This is a genomic window from Dorea sp. BIOML-A1 (genome assembly GCF_009875615.1).
In the GTDB taxonomy this organism is placed as follows: domain Bacteria; phylum Bacillota; class Clostridia; order Lachnospirales; family Lachnospiraceae; genus Dorea_A; species Dorea_A amylophila.
Genome location: NZ_WWSA01000010.1, coordinates 37,295 through 60,830 on the forward strand (window position 1 = coordinate 37,295; position 23,536 = coordinate 60,830).

Annotated in this window: 22 protein-coding genes; 21 read left to right on the forward strand and 1 reads right to left on the reverse strand. The window is 41.5% G+C overall.

What is annotated here, in order from left to right; translation table 11 throughout:
* Positions 1-55: 55 nt before the first annotated feature.
* The 18 genes from GT508_RS05885 (at position 56) to GT508_RS05965 (ending at position 20,608) form a co-directional block, all read left to right on the forward strand.
* Positions 56-808 (forward strand): alpha/beta fold hydrolase, encoded by a 753-nt coding sequence (locus GT508_RS05885; RefSeq protein ID WP_044925292.1) that lies wholly within the window; start codon positions 56-58, stop codon positions 806-808.
* A 247-nt stretch (positions 809-1,055) separates the two neighbouring features.
* Entirely contained in the window at positions 1,056-1,232 is a 177-nt protein-coding gene (locus GT508_RS05890; protein WP_003864535.1) for a helix-turn-helix domain-containing protein, read from the forward strand.
* Positions 1,233-1,352: 120 nt separating this feature from the next.
* Positions 1,353-2,141: a helix-turn-helix domain-containing protein gene (locus GT508_RS05895; protein ID WP_243144077.1), complete on the forward strand. Its 789-nt coding sequence runs from the start codon at positions 1,353-1,355 to the stop codon at positions 2,139-2,141.
* Positions 2,141-2,263: a helix-turn-helix domain-containing protein gene (locus GT508_RS14615; protein ID WP_227275352.1), complete on the forward strand. Its 123-nt coding sequence runs from the start codon at positions 2,141-2,143 to the stop codon at positions 2,261-2,263. Before GT508_RS05895 ends, GT508_RS14615 begins: the two co-directional genes overlap by 1 nt.
* 451 nt (positions 2,264-2,714) lie before the next feature.
* Positions 2,715-3,344 (forward strand): TetR/AcrR family transcriptional regulator, encoded by a 630-nt coding sequence (locus GT508_RS05900; protein ID WP_161143769.1) that lies wholly within the window; start codon positions 2,715-2,717, stop codon positions 3,342-3,344.
* Positions 3,345-3,450: 106 nt separating this feature from the next.
* Positions 3,451-5,205, forward strand: a complete 1,755-nt coding sequence (locus tag GT508_RS05905; protein ID WP_161143770.1) for an ABC transporter ATP-binding protein — start codon at positions 3,451-3,453, stop codon at positions 5,203-5,205.
* 1 nt (position 5,206) lies between these two features.
* Positions 5,207-6,946 (forward strand): ABC transporter ATP-binding protein, encoded by a 1,740-nt coding sequence (locus GT508_RS05910; RefSeq protein ID WP_161143771.1) that lies wholly within the window; start codon positions 5,207-5,209, stop codon positions 6,944-6,946.
* Between the two features lie 377 nt (positions 6,947-7,323).
* The gene (locus GT508_RS05915; RefSeq protein ID WP_118225082.1) at positions 7,324-7,776 is read left to right on the forward strand and encodes an Hsp20/alpha crystallin family protein; all 453 of its coding nucleotides are present in this window, start codon (positions 7,324-7,326) and stop codon (positions 7,774-7,776) included.
* A gap of 110 nt (positions 7,777-7,886) precedes the next feature.
* A complete protein-coding gene (locus GT508_RS05920; RefSeq protein WP_161143772.1) occupies positions 7,887-8,900 on the forward strand; it encodes a DnaJ C-terminal domain-containing protein in 1,014 nt (337 codons plus the stop codon).
* 189 nt (positions 8,901-9,089) lie between these two features.
* Entirely contained in the window at positions 9,090-10,151 is a 1,062-nt protein-coding gene (gene trpS, locus GT508_RS05925) for a tryptophan--tRNA ligase (protein ID WP_055283552.1), read from the forward strand.
* A 149-nt stretch (positions 10,152-10,300) separates the two neighbouring features.
* Positions 10,301-11,002, forward strand: a complete 702-nt coding sequence (locus GT508_RS05930) for a pentapeptide repeat-containing protein (RefSeq protein WP_055283554.1) — start codon at positions 10,301-10,303, stop codon at positions 11,000-11,002.
* Between the two features lie 100 nt (positions 11,003-11,102).
* Complete coding sequence (locus GT508_RS05935) at positions 11,103-11,855, forward strand: TSUP family transporter (RefSeq protein WP_161143773.1); 753 nt, start codon at positions 11,103-11,105, stop codon at positions 11,853-11,855.
* A gap of 78 nt (positions 11,856-11,933) precedes the next feature.
* Positions 11,934-12,578 carry a cyclodeaminase/cyclohydrolase family protein gene (locus tag GT508_RS05940; RefSeq protein WP_161143774.1) on the forward strand — a complete coding sequence of 215 codons (645 nt, stop codon included), beginning with the start codon at positions 11,934-11,936 and terminating at the stop codon, positions 12,576-12,578.
* 51 nt (positions 12,579-12,629) lie between these two features.
* A complete protein-coding gene (locus GT508_RS05945; RefSeq protein WP_161143775.1) occupies positions 12,630-13,481 on the forward strand; it encodes a bifunctional 5,10-methylenetetrahydrofolate dehydrogenase/5,10-methenyltetrahydrofolate cyclohydrolase in 852 nt (283 codons plus the stop codon).
* Positions 13,482-13,508: 27 nt separating this feature from the next.
* The gene (locus GT508_RS05950; protein ID WP_161143776.1) at positions 13,509-14,876 is read left to right on the forward strand and encodes an MATE family efflux transporter; all 1,368 of its coding nucleotides are present in this window, start codon (positions 13,509-13,511) and stop codon (positions 14,874-14,876) included.
* 25 nt (positions 14,877-14,901) lie between these two features.
* Positions 14,902-18,057 carry a diguanylate cyclase domain-containing protein gene (locus GT508_RS05955; RefSeq protein ID WP_161143777.1) on the forward strand — a complete coding sequence of 1,052 codons (3,156 nt, stop codon included), beginning with the start codon at positions 14,902-14,904 and terminating at the stop codon, positions 18,055-18,057.
* Between the two features lie 31 nt (positions 18,058-18,088).
* On the forward strand, positions 18,089-19,078 hold the full coding sequence (locus GT508_RS05960) for a guanosine polyphosphate pyrophosphohydrolase (RefSeq protein ID WP_161143778.1): 990 nt from the start codon (positions 18,089-18,091) through the stop codon (positions 19,076-19,078).
* 132 nt (positions 19,079-19,210) lie between these two features.
* Entirely contained in the window at positions 19,211-20,608 is a 1,398-nt protein-coding gene (locus GT508_RS05965; protein ID WP_161143779.1) for an alanine/glycine:cation symporter family protein, read from the forward strand.
* A gap of 73 nt (positions 20,609-20,681) precedes the next feature.
* Here the strand turns inward: GT508_RS05965 and GT508_RS05970 are convergent, their stop codons facing one another.
* The gene (locus GT508_RS05970; RefSeq protein ID WP_161143780.1) at positions 20,682-21,575 is read right to left on the reverse strand and encodes an RluA family pseudouridine synthase; all 894 of its coding nucleotides are present in this window, start codon (positions 21,573-21,575) and stop codon (positions 20,682-20,684) included.
* Positions 21,576-21,716: 141 nt separating this feature from the next.
* On the opposite strand from GT508_RS05970, the gene GT508_RS05975 reads away from it, so the two are divergent.
* From GT508_RS05975 to trxA, 3 genes are all read left to right on the forward strand, one after another.
* Positions 21,717-22,193, forward strand: a complete 477-nt coding sequence (locus GT508_RS05975) for an NUDIX hydrolase (protein WP_028087514.1) — start codon at positions 21,717-21,719, stop codon at positions 22,191-22,193.
* 20 nt (positions 22,194-22,213) lie between these two features.
* Positions 22,214-23,119: an aldose 1-epimerase family protein gene (locus GT508_RS05980; RefSeq protein ID WP_204987904.1), complete on the forward strand. Its 906-nt coding sequence runs from the start codon at positions 22,214-22,216 to the stop codon at positions 23,117-23,119.
* Between the two features lie 100 nt (positions 23,120-23,219).
* Positions 23,220-23,534: a thioredoxin gene (gene trxA / locus GT508_RS05985; protein WP_270260192.1), complete on the forward strand. Its 315-nt coding sequence runs from the start codon at positions 23,220-23,222 to the stop codon at positions 23,532-23,534.
* Positions 23,535-23,536: the final 2 nt, after the last annotated feature.

Below are 23,536 nucleotides of genomic sequence, written 5' to 3' on the forward strand. Positions count from 1 at the left end.
TTTCAGTTTCATTAAGTAAAAATATTTTGTTGTAGAGACAGAGGTGTATTTAATTATGAATATCCATGAATTTGGTAAAGAAAATAATGAAATTATTTTGCTGATTCATCCATCAGTCGTAAAGTGGGATTATTTTGAAAACGTGATTCCTTTATTACAGGAAAAATACCATTTGCTGATTCCGGCACTTCCAGGATATGATTTTGAGAATGATAGTGATTTTACAAGCGTAGAACAAATTGCCTCAGAATTGAATGATTGGCTCAGTACAAGAGGTTACAGAAATCTATATGCAGTATATGGCTGCTCCATGGGTGGATCTATTGCATTAATGGTAACATTGGAACAAAGGATCAAGATAAATCATTGTATTATGGACGGCGGAATCACACCGTATCAGCTTCCGTGGTTTGTAACACGTTTTATCGCTCTAAAGGATTATTTGATGATGATGCTTGGAAGGGTGGGTGGCATTAGCTTATTGGAAAAGGCATTTGCAACAGATGAATATTCTAAGGAAGATTTACAATATGTGGTAGATGTTCTGCGACATTGTAGCAGAAAAACACTATGGCGTACCTTTGATTCCTGCAATAATTACAGAGTACCTGAGCCTGTTTCGGATATTAACACGCAAATTCATTACTGGTGTGCAAAAAATGAGGAAAAAGAGCGGAAACAGGATATTGCCTATATGAAACGCAAGTTTCCTCAAACAGAATTTACAAAATTGCCGGACTTGGGACATGGAGGGTTAGTTTTACTGAAACCTGAAGTATTCTCAGAAATGATTTGTAAACTTTCGTGAGATGTGAACTTTTTATAGAGTGTATGGATTCAAACTTCATATGCTCTTTTTTTACTTAATTCCAGGAAAAATGCAGAAATCTAATGTTACGAGTTTCTTACGAGTGGTATAAAAAAAACTCGCAAGAAGACTCGTAAGAAAAAAAGTAAAAAAATTTGCTTTTGACCACTGTAAAATCTGCTCTGAGCGTTTCGTTATATGAAGGAATAATTTTTCTTTCGTATTTCAAAGAAAAGAGGATAAAGAAATGTCAGAGAAAAGATGTTATACAGTTCAAGAGTTACAGGAAATCTTAGGAGTCAGCAGACCTACTATTTATAACCTTTTAAAGAAAAAGGAATTTCGGTGGATCCAGTTGGATGGTGGAAAGTATCGCATTTCTAAGAAGAGTTTCGATGACTGGCTCGATAACTTGGAACAGTAAAAAACAGGGTGTTGATCAGGCAGATTTTGTCTGCAATCGACATCCTAAATTTTTATCTGGATTTGAGATATGATATAAGAAAAAACACTAACACTAAAAAAGACAGGAAGTGAAGAATAAATGGCAACAGCAATTATGAAACAAAAAGAAGTTCCGGAAATGGATGATGTTGCAGAGATCATTTCGAAGATATCAGAGGACAGTCATTACAAACGTCATCCAACGAAAAAGAGAACCTGGATGACCGTGCCGGAAATGGGAAAGCTGCTGGGATTAAAAAAGACAGATCGATACTGGCTGGTACATAAAAATGTTTTTGAATCTAAAGAGATTGCCGGAAAGATGCGAATCAATATCGCCAGTTTTGAAAAATGGTATGCCAATCAGATTAAATATCATAAGGTGACCGGTGAAGAGCCAGGAAAGGAATTAAAAGCGTGGTCATATTCTGTACCAGAAATAGCTGAAATTCTTGAGATTAATGACACCGTTGTTTATGACCTGATCAACAAAAACAATATGGAAGTCGTAGTGGTAGATTACTGGAAACGGATTCCGAAAGATTCTTTTCAGAAATGGTATGACAGTCAGTCCCGGTATCGAACAAAAGAAGACAGGGAAAAGGATGCCATTGTAGAAGAAGCAACGATCACAATGCCAGAAATGGCAAGACTTCTTGGCTTGACCAGATCGCAGGTGTATCAGATCTTGAGAAATCCGAAGTATAGCCATTTTTTTGAAACGATTGTGATTGCAGAAAAGAAACGCATCACAAAAGAGAACTTTCAAAAATGCCTGGAAGGACAGAATCAGTTTCATCTGGACCCGGCAAATGATTATGAAGAACTTGCCTTGGGTATCTTACATTTGATGAAGCATCATATCTGGCAAAAGTCAGCAGAAGCCTGATCAATAAATGGGCGGATAAAGGAAAGTTTAAAGTGATAAAAGTAGGAAGCCGTGTCCGGATTAGTAGAGAGGATTTTGAGGCATGGCTGGAACAGCGGAATCTGGAAAGGAGCATACAGTGATATGGCATCAATAAGAGAACGAAATGGCAGTTTTTATCAGAACTCAAGGCTGCTTTTTCGATTACACCAATTCCGATTGTTTCCTTAACAGTTTGTCGAGTAATTAAAGAGAGTGTGAAAGCGAAAGTTAAGGGGGATAACAATTATGAGCAATAACAGAGATTTCAAGAAAGAATATGATATTTTTCAGCAAAAATTCCCATATCAAACAACGGTTGTGGATGCCATATGCTGAAAAACTTAGAAAGAGATACAGATTTCTGATCTATGAACATTTAATTTGTACTTTTTCTTGACATAGGACCAGTATCTGCTAAGTGGAAACTGAATACAAGGGAAAATAAAAAATCTAAAGAGCAGACTTGACAAATTTCTATAATGAGTTAAAATATAACAGTGCTATATAACACTGTTATATTTATGAAAAGAAAATTTTGAGGATACAAAAAGCATGTCGACGAAAGCAGAAGATACACAAAAAAATATATTAGATACAGCCAGAAAACATTTCCTGAAAGATGGTCTGACCGGAGCATCTTTAAGAAACATTGTAAAAGATGCCGGACTTACTACAGGCGCATTTTACAAATATTATCCGACGAAAGAGGCACTTTTTGATGCACTGACGGATCCCTATATGGAACATATTTATCAGATTTATGACCAGATCGTTGAGGAGTTTGAAAAGCTTTCTGCCAGTGATCAGACAAGGAATATGTCGGATACATCCAGTGCTGGGATGGAACAGATGGTTGATTATATCTATGATCATTATGATAATTTCAGATTATTGTTGAAATGCGGAGACAGTGGAAAATTTGAATTATTCATACACAATATGGTAGAGCGGGAAATGAAGTCCAGCTTGAATTATATGGAAAAGATGAAAGAGAACGGTGTAAAAATACCGATTGTAGAGGAAAGCCTTATGCATATGATCTATACGGGATTTTTTTCATCAGTATTTCAGATCATTGAGCATGATATAGATAGAGAGACTGCAAAGAAAAATGTGCATCAGCTGAAAGAATTTAATACAGGTGGCTGGGAACGATTGTGGAATATTGAATTTCCGGTATAACTGATACAGGTGGCTAATGCCAGTAAGCCACCTATTTTATTATACGCGAGTTAGAAAGAACTAACGAAAGAAACAACAATAAAATCAAAGTAAGGAGTGAACAGATGTGAAAGAAAAAAAGAAGTCGGCAGTCAGCTGGATCCTGACATGGGCCGGACAAAAAAGAATTGCCTATGTGTGGAGTGTGTTACTTGCAATAGGAAATGTGATTTTTAAGATTTTTCCGTATTTTATCATTGCAGATGTAGTTAAGCTGTTTTTAAGTGGTGAAAAGGAGTTTGAACCATATCTTGCAAAAGCAGTTTTCATTGCACTGTCGTTTATCATTGCAGAACTGCTTCATTCGCTCTCGACAGCATTGTCACATAAAGCAACGTTTGCGGTACTCGCAAATATAAGAAAATCCTGCTGTGACAAGCTGGCGCGGGTACCTCTTGGCTATGTGAAAGACACACCTTCCGGTACATTTAAAAATATTATGGTGGAAAGAATCGACAGTATCGAGACAACACTGGCGCATATTGTCCCGGAATTCACGTCCAATCTGCTGGCACCGGTTGTGATTTTGATCTATTTCTTCCTGATAGACTGGAGACTGGCACTCTGGTCATTGGTGCCGGTTATAGTGGGATTTCTTTCCTATTTTGGAATGATGCTGGATTATAAGCCAAGTTTCGAGAGAACGGTTCAGACAACAAAAGATCTGAATGATGCGGCAGTGGAATATATTGACGGGATCGAAGTAATAAAGGCATTTGGAAAGACTGAAAGTTCTTATGCCAAATTTACAAAGGCGGCTTTTGAATATGCGGATTCCTTTATTTCCTGGATGAAACGGTGCTCGATCTTTCATGCACTGATGATGGTGGTCACACCTTATACGCTTCTTACGGTATTGCCGTTTGGGGCACATTATGTAGCGAATGGAACACTTGCGGTTTCTGATTTTGTCATCTGCATTATTTTATCACTTGGAATCGTTGGACCGTTGATCACAGTGGGTTCCTATACAGATGATCTTGGCAAGATCGGAGTGATTGTTGGTGAAGTGGCAGGAATTCTGGAACAGCCGGAGCTTGAACGTCCGGAGAAAAGTAAAAGTGTTCCAAAAGATAATTCCGTTACTCTTGAAGATGTCAGATTTGGTTATCACGACAAAGAGATTTTGCATGGCGTAACTATGGAGTTGAAAGCAGGAACGGTAAATGCAATCGTAGGACCTTCCGGAAGCGGAAAGTCAACCATTGCAAAGCTGATTGCATCCCTGTGGGATGCGGATTCTGGAAGTATCAAAATCGGCGGAGTTGATGTAAAAGAAATGGCACTTGCAGATTTTAACCGGAAAATTGCATATGTTGCACAGGACAATTATCTGTTTAATGAAACAGTCCGTGAAAATATCAGACAGGGAAATCCGAATGCTACAGATGAACAGATCATCGAGGTGACAAAGAAAAGTGGATGCTATGAATTTATCATGCAGCTGGAGAATGGATTTGATACGGTTGTAGGAGGCGCAGGAGGACATCTGTCAGGAGGCGAGAGACAGCGTATCTCGATTGCAAGAGCAATGTTAAAAGATGCTCCGGTCGTGATCCTTGATGAGGCAACTGCTTACACAGATCCGGAAAATGAGGCAATCCTGCAGAATTCTATTGCAAAACTGGTAGCAGGGAAGACCCTGATCGTAATAGCACACAGGCTTTCTACCGTTAAGGACAGTGACCAGATCTTTGTTGTAAATGATGGAAATGTAACAACACATGGCACACATGAGGAACTTCTGGTGTCATGCCCACTTTATAAGGAAATGTGGAATGCTCATATTTCTGTAAAAGATACTGTGAAGGAGGGAGAATGATATGTTTGGGATTCTGGCAAAATTCTTTCGTTTTTCAGGCAGAGAAAATGGCAATAAATTTAAACTGTCGATAGTGATCGGACTCATAGAGGCTCTTGCCTCAGCAATGAAAATTCCGGCTATTATGTACATACTGATTGGTCTGCTGAGTGGGAAACCGACAGGAAAATATATTGGAGGCTCCATTGCGATTATGGTTCTTGCAATTGTAATCGATGTAATTTGTAAGAGATATTCTACAGTGCTTCAGACAGAAGGTGGATATAATGCAAGTGCTTTTATGAGAATCAAGATTGCAGAGCATCTGCGCTATCTGCCGATGGGATATTTTAATTCCAATAGTATCGGGGAAATTTCTTCTATTACAACCAATACAATGGAAATACTTGGCGATGTGGCTGCGAGAGTGGTCATGCTGACCATGCAGGGAATTCTGGAAACATCAATGATCATTCTTATGCTGTTTATTTTTGACTGGAGAATTGGACTGATCGCTGCAGCAGGAGTATTTTTTTTCTTTGGGGTCAATTCTGTGATGCAGAATGCGGGTAAAAAAGATTCAGAGCAAAAAGTGGTATGCGATACAGAGCTTGTAAACCAGATCATGGAGTATCTGCAAGGAATATCAGAAGTAAAATCATACAATCTGCTTGGAAAACAGGCGAAAAGATTAAATGATGCAAATGAAGCATGTGAAAAGATCAATACAAAGATGGAAATGCTGTTTGTGCCCTATCATTTTCTGCAAAGCGTCATAACAAAAATCACAGGTGCGGTAATCGTAGCGTGCAGTGCATATTTTTATATTAATGGAACTATGAGTGCGGTCTATGCAATTGGTATGACAATCTCAGCATTTATGCTTTATGCCAGTCTGGAATGTGCAGGGAATTATTCATCTCTTTTACATGTGGTAAGCGTATGTGTAGATAAAGCAAATGCAATATTGGAGCTGGATACCATGGATATCGACGGTAAAGAAATACAGCCGGAAAATTACGATATCAGACTTTCTAGTGTTTCGTTTTCTTATGACAAACGGAAGATCATTGATGATATATCGCTCTCTATTCCGCAGAAAACGACGACAGCAATCGTTGGACCATCTGGTGGAGGAAAATCAACACTTTGCAATCTGATTGCCAGATTTTGGGATGTGGATTCCGGGGAAGTGACACTTGGAGGCGTGAATGTAAAAGACTACAGCATGAACAGTCTGATGAGTAATTTCTCATTTGTATTTCAGTCGGTGTATTTGTTCGCAGACACCATTGAGAATAATATTAAATTCGGACGCCAGGATGCAAGTCATGAGGAAGTGGTGGAAGCGGCGAAGAAAGCATGTTGTCATGATTTCATCAGCAAACTTCCGAATGGATACAACACAGTGATCGGAGAAGGAGGAGCCACACTTTCCGGTGGTGAGAAGCAGCGTATTTCGATAGCCAGAGCGATTATGAAGGATGCGCCAATCGTCATATTGGATGAAGCAACGGCAAATGTTGATCCGGAGAATGAAAAGGAGCTGATGGATGCAGTAGATGCACTTACAAAGGAAAAAACGATTATTATGATTGCCCACAGATTAAAAACAGTCAGACATGCAGACCAGATTGTGGTTGTTGACAAAGGACGAATTGTGCAGCAGGGAATACATGAGCAACTAATGAAGCAGGAAGGTATTTATAAGAGATTTGTGGATGCAAGGCAGCAGGCGGTAAGCTGGAAACTGGTGCACTGAGAAATAATCCACAGTTGGTGAATATCCAAATTGAATTGTCTGAAAGAGATTTAATTTAAGTTTCGTTAAGTTTCACTTATATAGGCAGAATGAGGGATATTCAATAAAGTAATATGGAAAAAGCACTGAAAACCGTTGGAATCAAGGTTTGCAAAAAAAATCTCAAAAAATTAGCACTCAAGTGTTGACAGTGCTAATATTAGGTGCTATAGTACAAATAGAACAAAGGAAGAGAGAAAAAGAATCAAAGATATGAAGCAGACAGCATTCATAGATGATTTGAAATCTGGAATCCTGAAGTTTTAGTAAACAACACCTCGGAATTCTCCGAACGTGCAAATAATATATTTTTTATCATTTGGAAGGAGATATGACTTATGATGATGCCTAGTATTTTTGGAGAAAACTTATTTGATGACTTTATGGATGATTTTTCATTCCCGACATTTCCGAATGTCGACAAAGAACTGTATGGAAAACATGCTAAGAATCTGATGAAGACAGATGTAAAAGAGACCGGAAATGCATACGAGATTGATATTGATCTTCCGGGATTTAAGAAAGATGAGATCCAGATGGAACTGAAAGACGGTGTACTTACCGTCAGTGCAGCTAAAGGACTGGATAAAGACGAGGAAGATAAGAAAGGTAACTATATCAGAAAAGAACGTTATGCGGGCAGCATGAGCAGAAGCTTCTATGTAGGAAAACATGTAACGGTAGAGGATGTACATCCGAAATATGAAAGTGGAATCCTTTCATTCAGTGTTCCGAAAGAGGAAGCAAAACCGGTAGAAGAGAAGAAACATTACATTTCAATTGAAGGTTAATGAAAGCTCATAGACATAAAAAAGAGTGATGGTACCCCACAGGTATTGAGCCTGTGGGGTATCATATCATAAAAACACATATAGAAAAGCAAATGACGGGAGGGAGAACAATGGCGGCAAAAAGAGATTATTATGATGTTCTTGGAATCAGCAGGAGTGCAGACAAGGGAACGATCAAAAGAGCATATCGTAAACTGGCCAAGAAATACCACCCGGATACCAATGCCGGAAATGCACAGGCGGAAGAGAAGTTCAAGGAAGCAACGGAAGCCTATAATGTGCTGAGTGATCCGGAAAAAAAGAAATTGTATGATCAGTTTGGCCACGCAGCTTTTGACGGCAGTGCCGGGGGCAGTGGAGCTTACGGTTATGGAAGTGAACCGGGAGGCGGCACCTATAGCTATAACGGACCGAATGGGAGTTTTCATGAATATCATTTTGAAGGCGGCGATATGGATGACATCCTGAAGAATATATTCGGCGGTGGATTCTCGGAAGGAGCAGGAAGTGGCTTTCACGGATTTGAAGGATTCGGAAAAGGATTTAGCGGTGGCGGAAATTTCCGGCAGGATGGTTCCGATGTGACAGCTGAAATAGATGTAACATTTGATGAGGCTGCATTCGGTGGAGATAAAGTTATCCGGCTGTCAGATGCACAGGGCAGCAATGTGGCAGGAAAATCATTGAAAGTGCATATTCCGGCAGGTATCAGCGACGGAAAAAGCATCCGTCTGAGAGGAAAAGGAATGCCGGGAGTGTCCGGAGGTAAAGCAGGAGATCTGTTATTAAAAGTCAGAGTCGGTAAACGTCCGGGATTCGAACGAAAAGATATGGATGTATATTCAAAAGTCACGATTCCGTTTACTACAGCAGTGCTGGGAGGAGAAGCAGTGGTACAGACACTTACCGGAAGAGTGGTCTGCAAGATCAATCCGGGAACGCAGTCCGGAACGAAGATCCGGCTAAAAGGTAAAGGAATCGTGTCTATGAAGGATGCAGGAAGATATGGAGATCAGTATGTGACTGTTCAGATAGATGTACCAAAGAATCTCAGTAACGAAGCTAAGAGAAAATTAAAAGAATTTGAAGCTGCATGCAGGAACGGAAGCCGGGGAGCAGCATAAATTTTAAATATAAATATAGAATAAATGCATTGTTTTATCAGAAGAATCCAGCTTGGATCCGGAAGGTAGAAGGATGCATTTTTTTCTGTATTGACGCTCTCTTTAGAAAGAATTATAATAAAAGAATTAGGACAAAGAATCTGTATTTCCATACAGGTTATGAAAATATATGCTAAGGAGATAAGTAAGATGAGCAAGATTATTTTAACAGGTGACCGCCCGACAGGACGTCTTCACGTTGGTCATTATGTAGGTTCATTAAAAGAACGTGTAAAATTACAGAATTCAGGAGAATATGATGAGATCTATATTATGATTGCAGATGCGCAGGCACTGACAGATAACGCCGAACATCCGGAAAAAGTACGTCAGAACATCATGAACGTAGCACTGGATTATCTGGCTTGTGGAATCGATCCTGAGAAATGTCACATTTTTATCCAGTCAATGGTTCCTGAGCTTACAGAATTAACATTCTATTATATGAATCTGGTTACAGTATCCAGAGTGCAGAGAAACCCTACGGTAAAAGCAGAGATCAAGCAGAGAAACTTTGAAGCAAGTATCCCGGTAGGCTTCTTCTGTTACCCGATCAGCCAGGCTGCCGATATTACAGCATTCCGTGCAACAACAGTTCCGGTTGGAGAAGACCAGATGCCGATGATCGAGCAGTGTAAAGAGATCGTGCACAAGTTCAACAGTGTATACGGTGAGACATTAACAGATCCGGAAATCGTACTTCCATCTAACAAGTCATGCTTAAGACTTCCGGGAATCGATGGAAAGGCCAAGATGAGTAAATCGCTTGGCAACTGTATCTATCTTTCTGACGAAGAAGATGTTGTGAAGAAGAAAGTGATGTCTATGTTTACAGATCCGAACCATCTTCGTGTAGAAGATCCGGGGCAGGTAGAAGGTAATCCGGTATTCATTTATCTCGATGCATTCTGCAAAGATGAATATTTTGAAGAATTCTGGCCGGAATATAAGAATCTGGATGAGTTAAAAGCACACTATCAGCGAGGAGGTCTTGGTGATGTCAAAGTTAAGAAGTTCCTGAACAAGGTACTTCAGGCGGAGCTGGCACCAATCCGTGCGAGAAGAAAAGAATGGGAGCAGAAGCTTCCGGAAGTATTCGCAATACTGAAAGAAGGAAGCAAAGCAGCCGAGGCAAAAGCAGCAGAGACACTGCAGGATGTAAAGGCTGCTATGAGAATCAACTATTTTGATGATGCAGATTTCCTGAATTAAGAATAGCAGAGATATTATAGAATCCTCGAAATATCAGACGATACCTGGTATTTTGGGGATTTCTTTTATTGGGAATTGTTGTATAATAAAACTATCAGTAAAAAATGGAAATTGTATAGATAATAATGGGAGTGAAGAGGCGTGATCATATGAAAGAGATAACAAAAGAAGCACTTCTGGAAGCTTTAAAATTAAGAGATACCGGAGAACATCCGGCGTTCCGGGAATGTGAGTTCAAAGACATGGATCTGAGCGGAGCAGATCTGCATAATATGGACTTCACATTAAGTTCGTTTCAGAATGTAAATCTGGAGTATGTGAATTTGAAAAACAGCAGTGTGGAAAATGCATTGTTTGACGGGAATTCCCTGCATGGTGCGGATTTTCAGAATGCGAATATGAAGACAGCAGCATTTCGTGAATGCGATATGCGTGAATGCAATATCAGGGGAGCGAACCTTTATGGAGCAGTACTTGAGCATGCAAAGTTAGACGGCATTCAGTCCGATCATACAACCCAGTGGTTCCGTATGCACTGCCCGGAGACCGGACCAATCCTGGGATATAAGAAATGTGTGAATGACAGGGTGGTACAGCTTCTGATTCCTGCTGATGCAAAGCGTACTTCGGCAACACTTCCATCCTGCCGCTGCAGTAAGGCAAAGGTGCTTTCGATAAAAAGTTTTGATGAGACGGAAGAATTTGAAGAAGCCTGGTCGCTGGTCGATGAAAATTTTGTATACAGAAAAGGACAGTGGGTTGAGGTGAAAGATTTTAATGAGGACAGATGGATGGATTCCACGACAGGGATTCATTTCTGGATGGAGAGAAAAGAGGCTCTTGGTTATTGATATCTAACAGGCATTAGAAATCAGGACTCAGAAACTTGACATGAATACAGCGATGCGATAGATTAATTTATGGATTAGAGAGTATGAAGGAGAGAAACTTATGAATTTACATGAATTTTTTATCGTATGCCCGCTGGTATTTCTTGCCGGATTTGTGGATGCGATTGCTGGAGGAGGAGGCTTGATTTCATTGCCGGCCTATATGTTCGCAGGGGTTCCGGTACACAATGCAATTGCAACGAATAAATTATCATCGGCAACGGGAACGGCGGTGTCAACATGGCATCTTGTGAAGAGCAGATGTGTGGATCTGTTTCTGGTTCCGGGAACGGTAGCATGTGCGTTCGTTGGTTCGATCGCAGGGGCGAACCTGGCACTGATCATCAGTGACAAAGTATTAAAGACGGTACTGGTCTTTGTTCTTCCGGTTGTGGCGTTCTGTGTGTTACGTGACAAAAATCTGAAGCCGGTGATCCCGGAAGGATTTACCAGAAAGAAACAGTATCTGATCATGGCGGCATGTTCATTCGTGATCGGCATCTATGATGGATTTTATGGACCGGGAACCGGGACATTTTTACTGCTTACATTTACCAAATTAGGAAAGCTCAATATAGAGAAAGCAACAGGAAACGTAAAAGTTGTCAATTTGACATCGAATATATCGGCGTTAATTACATTTGTTCTGGCAGGGAAGATCTTATGGGTACTGGGACTTTCGGCATCCATATTCAGCATTGCAGGACATTATCTTGGTGCACACATGGTTGTGAAGAACGGGGTAAAGGTCATCAAGCCGATTATCTTACTTGTGCTCGTATTACTGATGATCAAGATTATTCTCGGAATATAGATGGAACAATTTAGCATATTGCAGTAAAAGAGCCCGCAGTGTATAATGTACCCATAATTTTAGGAAATGAGGTATAACATGGAAGATTCAAATAGAAACTTTAAATTACAGACATGTGAAGATTTTATAGAAGTGCTTGCAAGTAAAGCGGCTGTTCCGGGAGGTGGCGGAGCGGCCGCTTTAACCGGGGCTATCGGAATTGCGCTTGGCAATATGGTTGGAAGCCTGACAGTGGGAAAGAAAACATATGCAGATGTAGAAGATGAAATTATCGAATGCAAGAAAGAGGCGGATGAGATCGCAAAAGAATTCTTAGAACTGATGGATAAGGATGCGGAAGCATTTGAGCCGCTCAGTAGAGCATACGGACTTCCGAAGTCTACGCCGGAAGAGATTGCAGAAAAAGAAGAGATCATGGAGAATGCATTGAATGTGGCATGTGGTGTTCCGATCGAGATCATGAAGACCTGTGCCAGAGGCATTGACCTTGTCGAAGTATTTGCTGCAAAGGGCAGCCGGATCGCATTAAGTGACGCTGGAGTCGGAGCAACACTTTTAAAATCTGCCATGCAGGGAGCATCATTGAATGTATACATCAATACGAAATCAATGAAAGACAGAAAAAGAGCGGAAGAACTCAATCAGCTGGCAGATTCCCTCAGGGAAGAATATGAAGCAAAAGCAGACCGTATATTTGAGGAAGTAAGCAGCCGCATCCGGTAAAGACAGTGTTAGAAAGAAAAAGAAAGTAGAAAGAAAGCAGCAGGACAAATAATGGCAAAATTACTATTAGGAAAAGAAGTAAATGCTTCTATTAATGAAGAAATCAAGGCAAAAGTAGAAAAGTTAAAAGCACAGGATATTACACCGGTGCTTGGAATCATCCGTATCGGCGAAAGAGAAGACGATATCGCATATGAAAAAGGTGCAGCAAAACGATGTGAGACGCTTGGCGTAGCATATGAGAAATTCCTTCTTCCGGCAGATGTAAAAGAAGAAGAGGTATTAAAGACGATCAGTCAGGTAAATAAGAATGATAAAATTCATGGCGTTTTGTTGTTCAGACCTCTTCCGAAGCATCTGAACGAGGACAGGATTGTCAATGCGCTGGCGGTAGAAAAAGATGTAGATGGAATTACGGATCTTTCTATGGCAGGAGTTTTCATGGGAAAAGATATGGGATACGCACCATGTACGCCAAGTGCCTGCATGGAGGTGCTGGAGCATTACGGAATAGACTGCACAGGTAAAAAAGTGGTAGTTATCGGAAGAAGTCTGGTAGTCGGAAAACCGGCAGCCATGATGCTGCTGAAGAAGAATGCGACCGTAACTGTCTGCCATACCAGAACAGTGGACATGCCGTCCGTGGTAAAAGAGGCGGATATTGTAGTTGTAGCGGCCGGAAAAGCCGGAGTTATCGATGGAAACTATCTGAGAGAAGGACAGATCGTTATTGATGTCGGAATTAATGTGAATGAAGAAGGAAAACTCTGTGGAGATGTGAATTTTGAGGAAGCAGAGAAGATTGTAGATGCGATCACACCGGTTCCGCGTGGAGTCGGAGGGGTAACGACTTCCATTCTGCTGGAGCATGTGGTGGATGCTGCAATTGCACAGAACAGATAGAGAGTTAAGAGGCGAGAGGCAGAGAAAATGAAGAGGATAGATTTCGAAAATGGAACAGTAACAGGGAACATTCTTGGAGCGGCTCTTCCAATGCTTGCTGCCCAGCTGTTAAATCTGCTGTATAACATTGTAGACCGTGTATACATTGCACGTATTCCGCATGTGGGAACGGCAGCACTCGGGGCAGTCGGGATCTGTTTTCCGTTAATCATGATCATTACTGCTTTTGCAAATCTCTTCGGTGGCGGTGGTGCACCTCTGTTTTCAATTTACAGAGGAAAAAAAGAAGAGAAGACAGCAGTCAAAATTATGAATACATCGTTTTCCATGATCTGTGCCAGTGCAGTACTGCTGATGATCGGAGGATTCCTTTTTGCGTATCCTGTTTTGATTTTGTTTGGAGCTTCCAAAGATGCAATGCTCTATGCATACCCATATATGATGATCTATTTGATCGGTACACTACCTTCGATGATTGCGGTGGGAATGAATCCGTTTATTAATGCACAGGGATACTCGGTGATAGGGATGTCTTCGGTTGCTGTCGGAGCAGCTGCAAATCTGATCCTGGATCCGGTATTTATTTTTATCCTTGGACTCGGCGTAAGAGGAGCAGCAATCGCAACAGTATTGTCACAGACGATATCCGCAATATTTGTATATTTCTTCCTTTCAAGAAGAGCAGAATTGAAAGTCCGGATTTTACGAAAAGGAGAGATTGGAGCATGTATCGGATATGCCGGGAATATTGTAAGTCTTGGAATGGCAGGATTTATTATGCAGCTTACGAACAGTCTGGTATCAATCTGCTGCAATCATGTACTTTCCGTTACAGGAGGAGATATCTACATTTCGGTTATGACAATTATTAGCAGTGTGCGTCAGCTTGTGGAGACACCGATCAGTGCGATAAATGAAGGTACATCTCCGATCCTGAGTTATAATTACGGCGCACGCCGTCCCGGACGTGTGAGAAAAGCTATGGTAGTGCTTGCAGTTATGATCCTTCTCTATACTGCTGTGATGTGGGGGAGTATTATTGTAATTCCGGAAGTTCTTATCCGTATTTTCAGTTCTGATAAGATGCTGTTAAAAGATGCGGTACCTGCACTCAGACAGTATTTCGCCGCATTTATTTTCATGGATCTGCAGTATATGGGGCAGACAGTATTCAAATCATTGAATAAAAAGAAACAGGCAATCTTTTTCTCAATACTTCGGAAAGGGGTAATTGTAGTTCCGCTCACTTATCTCATGCCGTATGCATTGCATATGGGAACGGATGGGGTATTTCTTGCAGAACCGGTTTCGAATGTGATCGGTGGAAGTATCTGCTTTATCACGATGCTTTGTACGGTACTGCCGGAGCTGAAAAGAATGGAAGCAAGAGAATAAAAATGATGTGATTTTTAGGGGAGATATGGATAAAAAGATTTTAAAAATAACAAGAGGACTGATGACGGCTCTGACAGTCATATTGATTGCACTGTTTTTGACGCTCATGGTTCTGGTGAGTAAGATTCAGGGAACAGCCCGTGTCGTAAATTATGCCGGACTGGTCCGCGGAAAGACGCAGCGTATTATCAAACTTGAGGATGCAAAAGAACCGCAGGATGAGATGATTGAATCGGTAGCTTCATTTATAGAAGGACTTCGGTATGGAAGTGATGAGCTGAATCTGGTCCGTCTGGATGACCACGCATTCCAGAATAAGATGAAAGAACTGGATGAACATTTTCAGAAGTTGCAAAAAGAGATCCGGCAAGTGCGTAAAGAAGGTTATGAGAATACGGAAATCATAGAAAAAAGCGAAGAGTTCTTTGTAATCTGTGATGAAGCGACCGGGCTTGCGGAAAAGTATGCACAGAAGAAAGCAACTGCACTGGAACGGCTGGAAAAGATTGTGATCGCAGATATTATCGGTCTGGTGTGTCTTCTGGCATATGAACTGATTAAGGCTGTAAAATACGCGGCGCAGAATAAAGCACTTAAGAAAAAAGTCTATCTGGATGAGGCAACCGGACTTCCGAATAAGAACCGCTGTGAGGAGATCTTAGACGGAGAAATGCCGGAATGTACGAATGGGTCAGTAGCATTGTGTGTATTCGATCTGAATAATCTGCGTATTATTAATAACAGGTTCGGACATGCTCAAGGGGATGCGTATATCCGTTCATTTGCGGTGCAGTTAAGAAAAGCGCTGCCGGAAGAATATTTTGCAGGGCGCGATGGCGGAGATGAGTTTATTGCTGTACTTGAGTGTGTGGATCATGAAAAAGTACGGGAAATATTGGGGACAATACGTTCGGAAATTGCCAGATATTCCCAGGAACATCCGGAGATGCCGATCAGTTATGCGGTAGGATATGCACTGGCGGAAGATTTTGAAGGATGTACGATGCGGGAACTCTTCCGGCATGCCGATAAGAATATGTATATAGATAAGAATCAGGCGAAGATAAAAGAGGCAGCGGACCGCCGGGCGCTTCATATTCAGATCCTGGATGGAATCAGACAGCAGGGATTTCAATTTTCGGACTGCCTGTATTGTGATGCTTTGCAGGATCAGTATACAGTTTTACGTGCAAGCTCGAATTTCTTCCTTGCAGAAGATGGAAGTTATTCAGGAGCGGTAGAACAGATCGTGCAGAAATTTGCAGATGATTCATCAAGAAAAAGAATGTGGGAACGGCTGCAGATCCCATATATCATTTCCAATCTTTCGGAAAAGAAAGAAGAAAGTGCAAGATATGAACTCCCTTATTGCAGGAAGAATGGAAAAGAGATACTGAGAGGCCGTATGACATTTCTGCGTCTGGATGATATGGCAGCCGGGAAGCTGCATCACTTTATTGTTGGATTTGAAGTGTTTCATGACATGGAGCAGGTTCTGGAAGATGAGAGGCTGCACTTGGAACAGTATTATGAGCAGATGAAGCAGTCTATTCTGGAAAATAGTAATTATATAGAAGCGCTTCTTGAAACAGCGGAAGCTTTGTATACAGTGAACCTGACACAGGATCGTCTGGAACAGATATTTCAGCATAGAAAGAAAGAAGAGCGTATATTTGACTTTCAGGGAGAACTTCCATGTTCGTATGATGGATATTGCAGGAAAATACGGCAGCATATTACAGAAGATACATTGGAAACGTATAAGATCATAGATACATCAAAGAGTCTTCTGGATCGTTTTTATGCCGGTGAGAAGCAGGTGACTGTGGAATATCAGGAAAGCAACAAAGACGGAAAAGAAATCTGGATCCAGAAGACAGTGCTGATGTCGCAGGATACAGTCTATGATAACGAGAAAGAACGGGAGCATACAGTGGTTCGCGGAATCATTATGTTCCGGAATACTTCGGAATTCCACGAAAAGGATCAGAAAGAAAAAGAACAATTGCAGATTGCCTATGAAAAGGCAGATATGGAAAGTAAGACAAAGACAGAATTCATGAATCGGATGAGTCATGATCTACGAACCCCGATCAATGGAATCCTGGGAATGATACATGTGATCCGAAAGAGCTGGAACAATCAGGAGAAGCTGGAAGATTCGGTAGATAAGATCGAGATTTCGACAAGACATCTGATGGATCTGGTGAATGATGTACTTGATATGAGTAAGCTTGAATCGGGACATCTGACAGTGCATGAAGAACCGTTTGATCTGGAAGATCTTATGAAAGAAGTGGCAGTACTGATGCAGGGACAGCTGGAAGAAACTGGAATTATACACCGCAAGCACAGGGAAAATATGCAACATACTATGCTGAAAGGGGATGCGCTTCAGCTACAGAGAATTATGATGAATCTGTTTGGCAACGCAGTCAAATACAATAAAAAAAATGGAACCATAGATACTTATGTGACAGAGATTTCGTGTGACGGTAAGAATGTTTTGTATGAATTCAGGATTGAAGACAGTGGGATCGGTATGAGCAGGGAATATATGGAACATGAATTGTTCCAGCCGTTTACGCAGGAAAAGGCAGATGCAAGAACGCAGTATAAAGGAACCGGACTTGGAATGTCGATTGTTAAAGGTCTGATTGATAGAATGAATGGTACGATCAGTGTCCGCAGTACCCCGGGAGAGGGGAGTGAATTCACATTCCGGCTGGCATTTCGTCTGGCAGAAGAGGAAAGGCAGCAGGCGGCTGATAATAAGGAAGACGCGAAAGATGATCTGGCAGGAATGCGTGTATTATTGGTAGAAGATAATGATATCAATATGGAAATTGCAGAATTCTATCTGACAGATGCAGGAATAATCGTAGAGAAAGCATGGAACGGCAAAGAGGCTGTAGAGAAATATGAAGGTACACCAAAGGGGTATTACAGTGCAATACTGATGGATATCATGATGCCTGTGATGAATGGTATAGAAGCCGCAAGGAATATCCGGCGCAAGGAAAAGAATGGGGGAAAAGAAATCCCGATCATTGCAATGACCGCACAGTCGGAAAGAGAAAGTAAAGAAAGCTGCAGTCTGGCGGGAATGAATGCATATATATCCAAACCGGTAGATCCGGAGAATCTGATCCGGATATTGAGAATGTATCAGAAGCGTTAAAGAAAAGTGACAAAAGAGGAAGGTGACAGACATGGTATCATTAAATGATTATCTCTATTCAGGAGATACAGTACTCCGGATTCTTCATAATTACATTAAAGACCTGAGAAAAGATGCCAAAATGACAGGAAATGAAATTGACATGATTCATTGTAATTTCCTTTTACAGATTCAGGAATTACTGGAACATAATGACTTCCTGACAGCCCAGTCGCAGAAGATGAGAGAATTCTACAAATACATGGCACAGGAATATCCGTTTATGGCATTTACTTTCAAGGGAAGAATCAAGTCTCTGATCCGTGCAGAAGAGAAATTCAACGGATATATTGTGGAATTCATCTATGATTATTATGAGGAATATGGGGAGTATCCAAGTGTAGCAGAACTAAAGAAACGATTGCGTTGCTTTAGAGATTTAATTGCTTACAGGATCATTATTTCTGTTCCGAGATGTCATCTGAACAGTGAAGAGGACAGGGAAGAACAGGAACGGAAATATCTATATCAGATTGCAAATGCCCTTCCAGGTTTTCTGGAGGAACAGGGATTCAGTGCGGAACCGGCTATGGGGATTAAGGAGAGTACATCCCCGTTTCTGAACGAGTCGGTGAAACCATATTACAGAGATTATATCTGCAGCAGTAGCCTGAATAATTATCAGTCTCTTCATATCACCTTCTATGATAACAGCTCCAGGTGTTATATGGAGGTACAGCTCAGGACAAAAATGATGGATGATGTGGCAGAGATCGGTACGGCGAATCATATTGGATATGAGAAAGAGCAGGAGCATGACAGGGCAAGGAGAGACGCAGTCCCGGAGGGTGAATGTCAGTATTTTGATGAGGCCTATGAGAGAGGAATGAAACTGCTGAATCTGGATCTTGCAGAACTGGATGTGAATATGTTCTCTGCGGTTAATAACAGTCTGATCAATGATGGATGTGGACTTTACCGGGGACGTCTGATCCTGCCGTATGAGCACTTGTCCAGATTTCAGAATGATCTGATCGATTAGGGAAGAATCGCAGAAAAAGTGATGAAAATACAGTTTGAATTTGCAATACAAAGCAGAATATAGTATGATATGATTCAGGGCTTTAAAGTGTAGTGCTTTAAAGTCCTGAGATTTTGAAAGGATATTTATACTATGATAGTTAATTTGATAGAACGGATATATGGCTTTTTGTGGGGAGATTTGTTACAGATACCGCTTCCGGGCGGCGGAAGTGTCGGGATCTCATTGCTAATCATCCTGCTGATCCCGGCGGGAATCTACTTTACGATCCGCACAAGGGGACTTCCCATCCGCCTGTTCCCGGATATGGTGGTGGCATTGACCGGTAAAAAGGATGATAAGAACAGTCTGTCTACTTTCCAGACATTGATCGTATCAACGGCAACCCGTGTCGGTATGGGTAATCTGGTAGGTGTGGTTGCGGCAGTATCGGCCGGAGGCGCAGGAGCTGTCTTCTGGATGTGGGTGACGGCACTGATCGGATCGTCAACTGCATTCATAGAGGCAACGCTTGCACAGATTCATAAAGAAAGAGATCCCCTGTATGGTGGATTCCGCGGAGGTCCGGCATATTATATCCATGATTATATAGAAGGCAGGACAGGAAAAGAGAAAAAACATGTATTGGTATCGGTGCTATTTGCTGTCTCCGGACTGATCTGCTGGTGTGGGATCAGCCAGGTGATCAGTAATTCGGTAGCCGCTTCTTTTGAAAATGCATTTTCGATTCCGCCGCTTTACACGACGATTGTGCTGGTAATCCTTGCGGCTGTCATTGTACTTCGTAAAAATGCCACAGTGAAAGTACTGGATCTGATGGTTCCGTTTATGGCGGTATGTTATTTCTTTATTACAATCTTCATCATCGTAACGAATATCGGAAGTCTTCCTGGAGTATTTGCAAGGATTATCCAGGAGGCATTCGGAGCCCGTCAGGTAGTAGCGGGTGGATTCGGAGCAGTGTTGATGAATGGAGTAAAGCGCGGACTGTTTTCAAATGAAGCCGGATCCGGTTCCGCACCATGTGCGGCAGCGGCAGCAGAATGTGACAAACCGGTAAAGGCAGGATTTACACAGGCACTTGGGGTATTTATAGATACGATTGTGATCTGCAGCTGTACGGCCATGATCATGCTTCTGGCACCGGAAAAACTGGTGGCAGGAAAAGAAGGAATGGATCTTTTACAGACAGCGATGAAGTATCATCTGGGAGAATTTGGAGTGATCTTCATTGCAGTAACTTTATTCCTGTTCAGTTTCTCGACATTCCTGGGAATCCTCTTCTATGCAAGAAGTAATGTGGCTTATCTGTTTGGTGATAAATGGTGTTGGCAGACAGCATATAAAGTGCTCGCACTTGTGATGCTGTTCATCGGTGGAATTGCAACCTATACATTTGTATGGGATCTGGGAGATGTCGGAATCGGGCTGATGACCATTTTCAATATCGGAGCACTGTATCTGATGGGTGGACAGGCACTGGATGAATTGAAAGTGTATGAAGCGTCAAAAAAGAATAAGAAATCATGATAAAGATTAAAAAAGAGCAGCAGATATACCGTTGAAATAAAAATGCGGCATATCATAGTGCTCTTTTTTATTATCATTTATCTGTCATAATATTTGCCATATCTGCAGGCAGCGGAGCTGTAAATGACATCCATTCTCCGGTAATCGGATGGGCAAATTCCATATGATGAGAATGCAGTGCCTGTCTGCTTATGTGTTCCATATCCGGGTTATACAAGTAATCTCCAATCAGTGGGAAACCCAGATATTTCATATGGATGCGGATCTGATGTGTCCGGCCGGTCTCAAGCTTCAGGGAGACCAGACTGTGTCCGGTGGCTTCTTTTACAAGTCGGTAATGTGTGATGGCTTCTTCACCGTGTTTAAAATCAACCGTGCGCTCGATGATGGTGCCTTCTTTTCTGGCAAGCGGAGCACAGATGGTTCCGGCCGCAGGTGTGACACTGCCCTTTACTACGGCAAGATATTCCCGGTGCACTTCGCGGTTCTTGGTCATAGTAGAAAGAATACTTCCGCTGATCAGATGTTTGGATACAACAGTCAGACCGGAAGTGTCCCGGTCCAGACGGTTACAGCAACGGAAGATGAAAGGTTTTCCCTGTTCCTGATAATACCATGCGAGCGCATTGGCAAGGGAATTATAATAATTGTTCATGGACGGATGAATCGGCATACCAGCAGGTTTGTTGATTACGATGATGTCCTCGTCTTCATAAATGATGTCCAGTGGAATCTCAACCGGCGGGATCTTTTCGGAATTTTTTGTCTCGCAGATGATAACCTGAAGGATATCTCCGGCAGTCAGTATCTGGCGCATATAATAATGTACGCCATTGACAAGAATACTTTTGGGCATGCGTTTGATTTCAGCAAGATTCTGTCCGGAATACCCTCTGCGTCTTAAAAACTGTTCGATGCGCAGTCCACTATCTTTTTCTGTAATTGTATATTGTATTGTACGGTTCATTGCAATTCTCCTGTGATATAGCGTATAATGATAATACATATGATTGTAGATATCTATCATATCATAATACATGTAAGAAAATAAAGGCAGAATATATAAGAAAGGCTGAAGTGGATGATATGTAAGGGAAAGGAGAAAAGTGTGACAGGGCTCAGTACATTATGTTATATCGAAAAAGACGGAAAATATCTGATGCTTCACCGTACGGTAAAGAAGAATGATGTAAATAAAGACAAATGGATTGGTGTCGGTGGACATTTTGAGGCAGATGAAAGTCCGGAAGAATGCATTTTAAGAGAAGTAAAAGAAGAGACAGGATATACATTGACGTCTTATCGGTTCTGTGGAATCGTTACATTTGTATCTGGAAATGGTGTGACGGAATACATGCATTTATTCACTGCAGATGGATTCGAAGGAGAACCGATTGCATGTGACGAAGGTGAACTGGAATGGGTGGATATCGATAAGATTGAATCATTACACATCTGGGAAGGGGACAAGATCTTCCTCCGTCTGCTCGCTGAGAAAGTACCGTTCTTTTCGCTCAAGCTGGTCTATGACGGACATGACGGTCTGATATCGGCGGTGCTGAACGGGAAAGAGATAAAAAAATAAAGAAAGGAAAGAATCGGAACATGCAGAAAAATACAGAACAGATGAAATTGGAAAATGATCAGATTGAAGTTATCGTGAATTATCACGGAGCGGAACTCCGGTCATTGAAGAAGAAAGCAACAGATCAGGAATACCTCTGGAATGCAGATGCGAAATACTGGGGACGTACATCACCGGTATTATTTCCATTTGTAGGAGGAGTAAAGAATAAAGTTTACAGATATGAGGGGAAAGAATATCCGATGAATCAGCATGGATTTGCCAGAGACATGGAGTTTTCACTGGTAAGCCAGAGCGCAGATGAAGTATGGTTTGCACTGGAAGATACAGAAGAGACCTATAAAGTATATCCATTTCACTTTCATCTGGAGATAGGATATAGACTGGAAGATGCTTCGGTCAGTGTGATGTGGAAAGTTAAGAATATAAATGATAAGGAGATGCATTTTGCAATTGGTGCACATCCTGCATTCTTCTGTCCGCTTCATGAAGGTGAGAAACAGTCTGAGTATTGTCTGGGATTCCGTAATGGACAGGGAAAAGTACCGGAAGCATTGGTGAATACCGTATTTGGAGAAGGTGGTGTCGTTACGACGCAGAAAAAAGAATATAAGCTGACAGACGGATGCCTTCCGATGGATGAACATCTCTTTGACGGAGATGCACTGGTGATCGAAGACCACCAGATTCGGAAAGTAGTACTAATGGATCCACAGAAGAAGGAATATCTGGCAGTGGAGTTTGATGCACCGCTAGTCGGAATCTGGTCACCGCCGAAAAAACAGGCACCGTTTGTATGTATTGAACCATGGTATGGACGCTGTGACAGTGAGATATTTGAGGGAGAATTAAAAGACAGAGACTGGGAAAATACACTGGCAGCAGGAGAGGAATTTGAGGCATCCTATAGAATCGTTGTTGAATAATTTTTTCAGAATATTTTATAAAATATATATGGATAACTTTGGGGAATCGGTTATAATAAGCATGTAGTTACATGATAACAGTCATTACGAAAGAGAGGAAATATATATGGCAATTGTACATTTGTCAAAAGACAACTTTAAGGAAGAAGTATTAGAATCAAAAGTGCCGGTACTGGTAGACTTCTGGGCAACGTGGTGCGGACCATGCCAGACAATGGGACCGCTGGTGGAAGAGATTGCAGAAGAGCGCGCAGATATCAAAGTATGCAAGCTTGATGTAGATCAGGAACCGGAACTTGCAAGACAGTACCGTGTAATGTCTATCCCGACATTCCTTGTGTTTAAAGAAGGAGAAGTTGTAAAGAGAGATATGGGTGTGATGTCTAAAGAAGAAGTTGAAGGACTTATTGGATAATC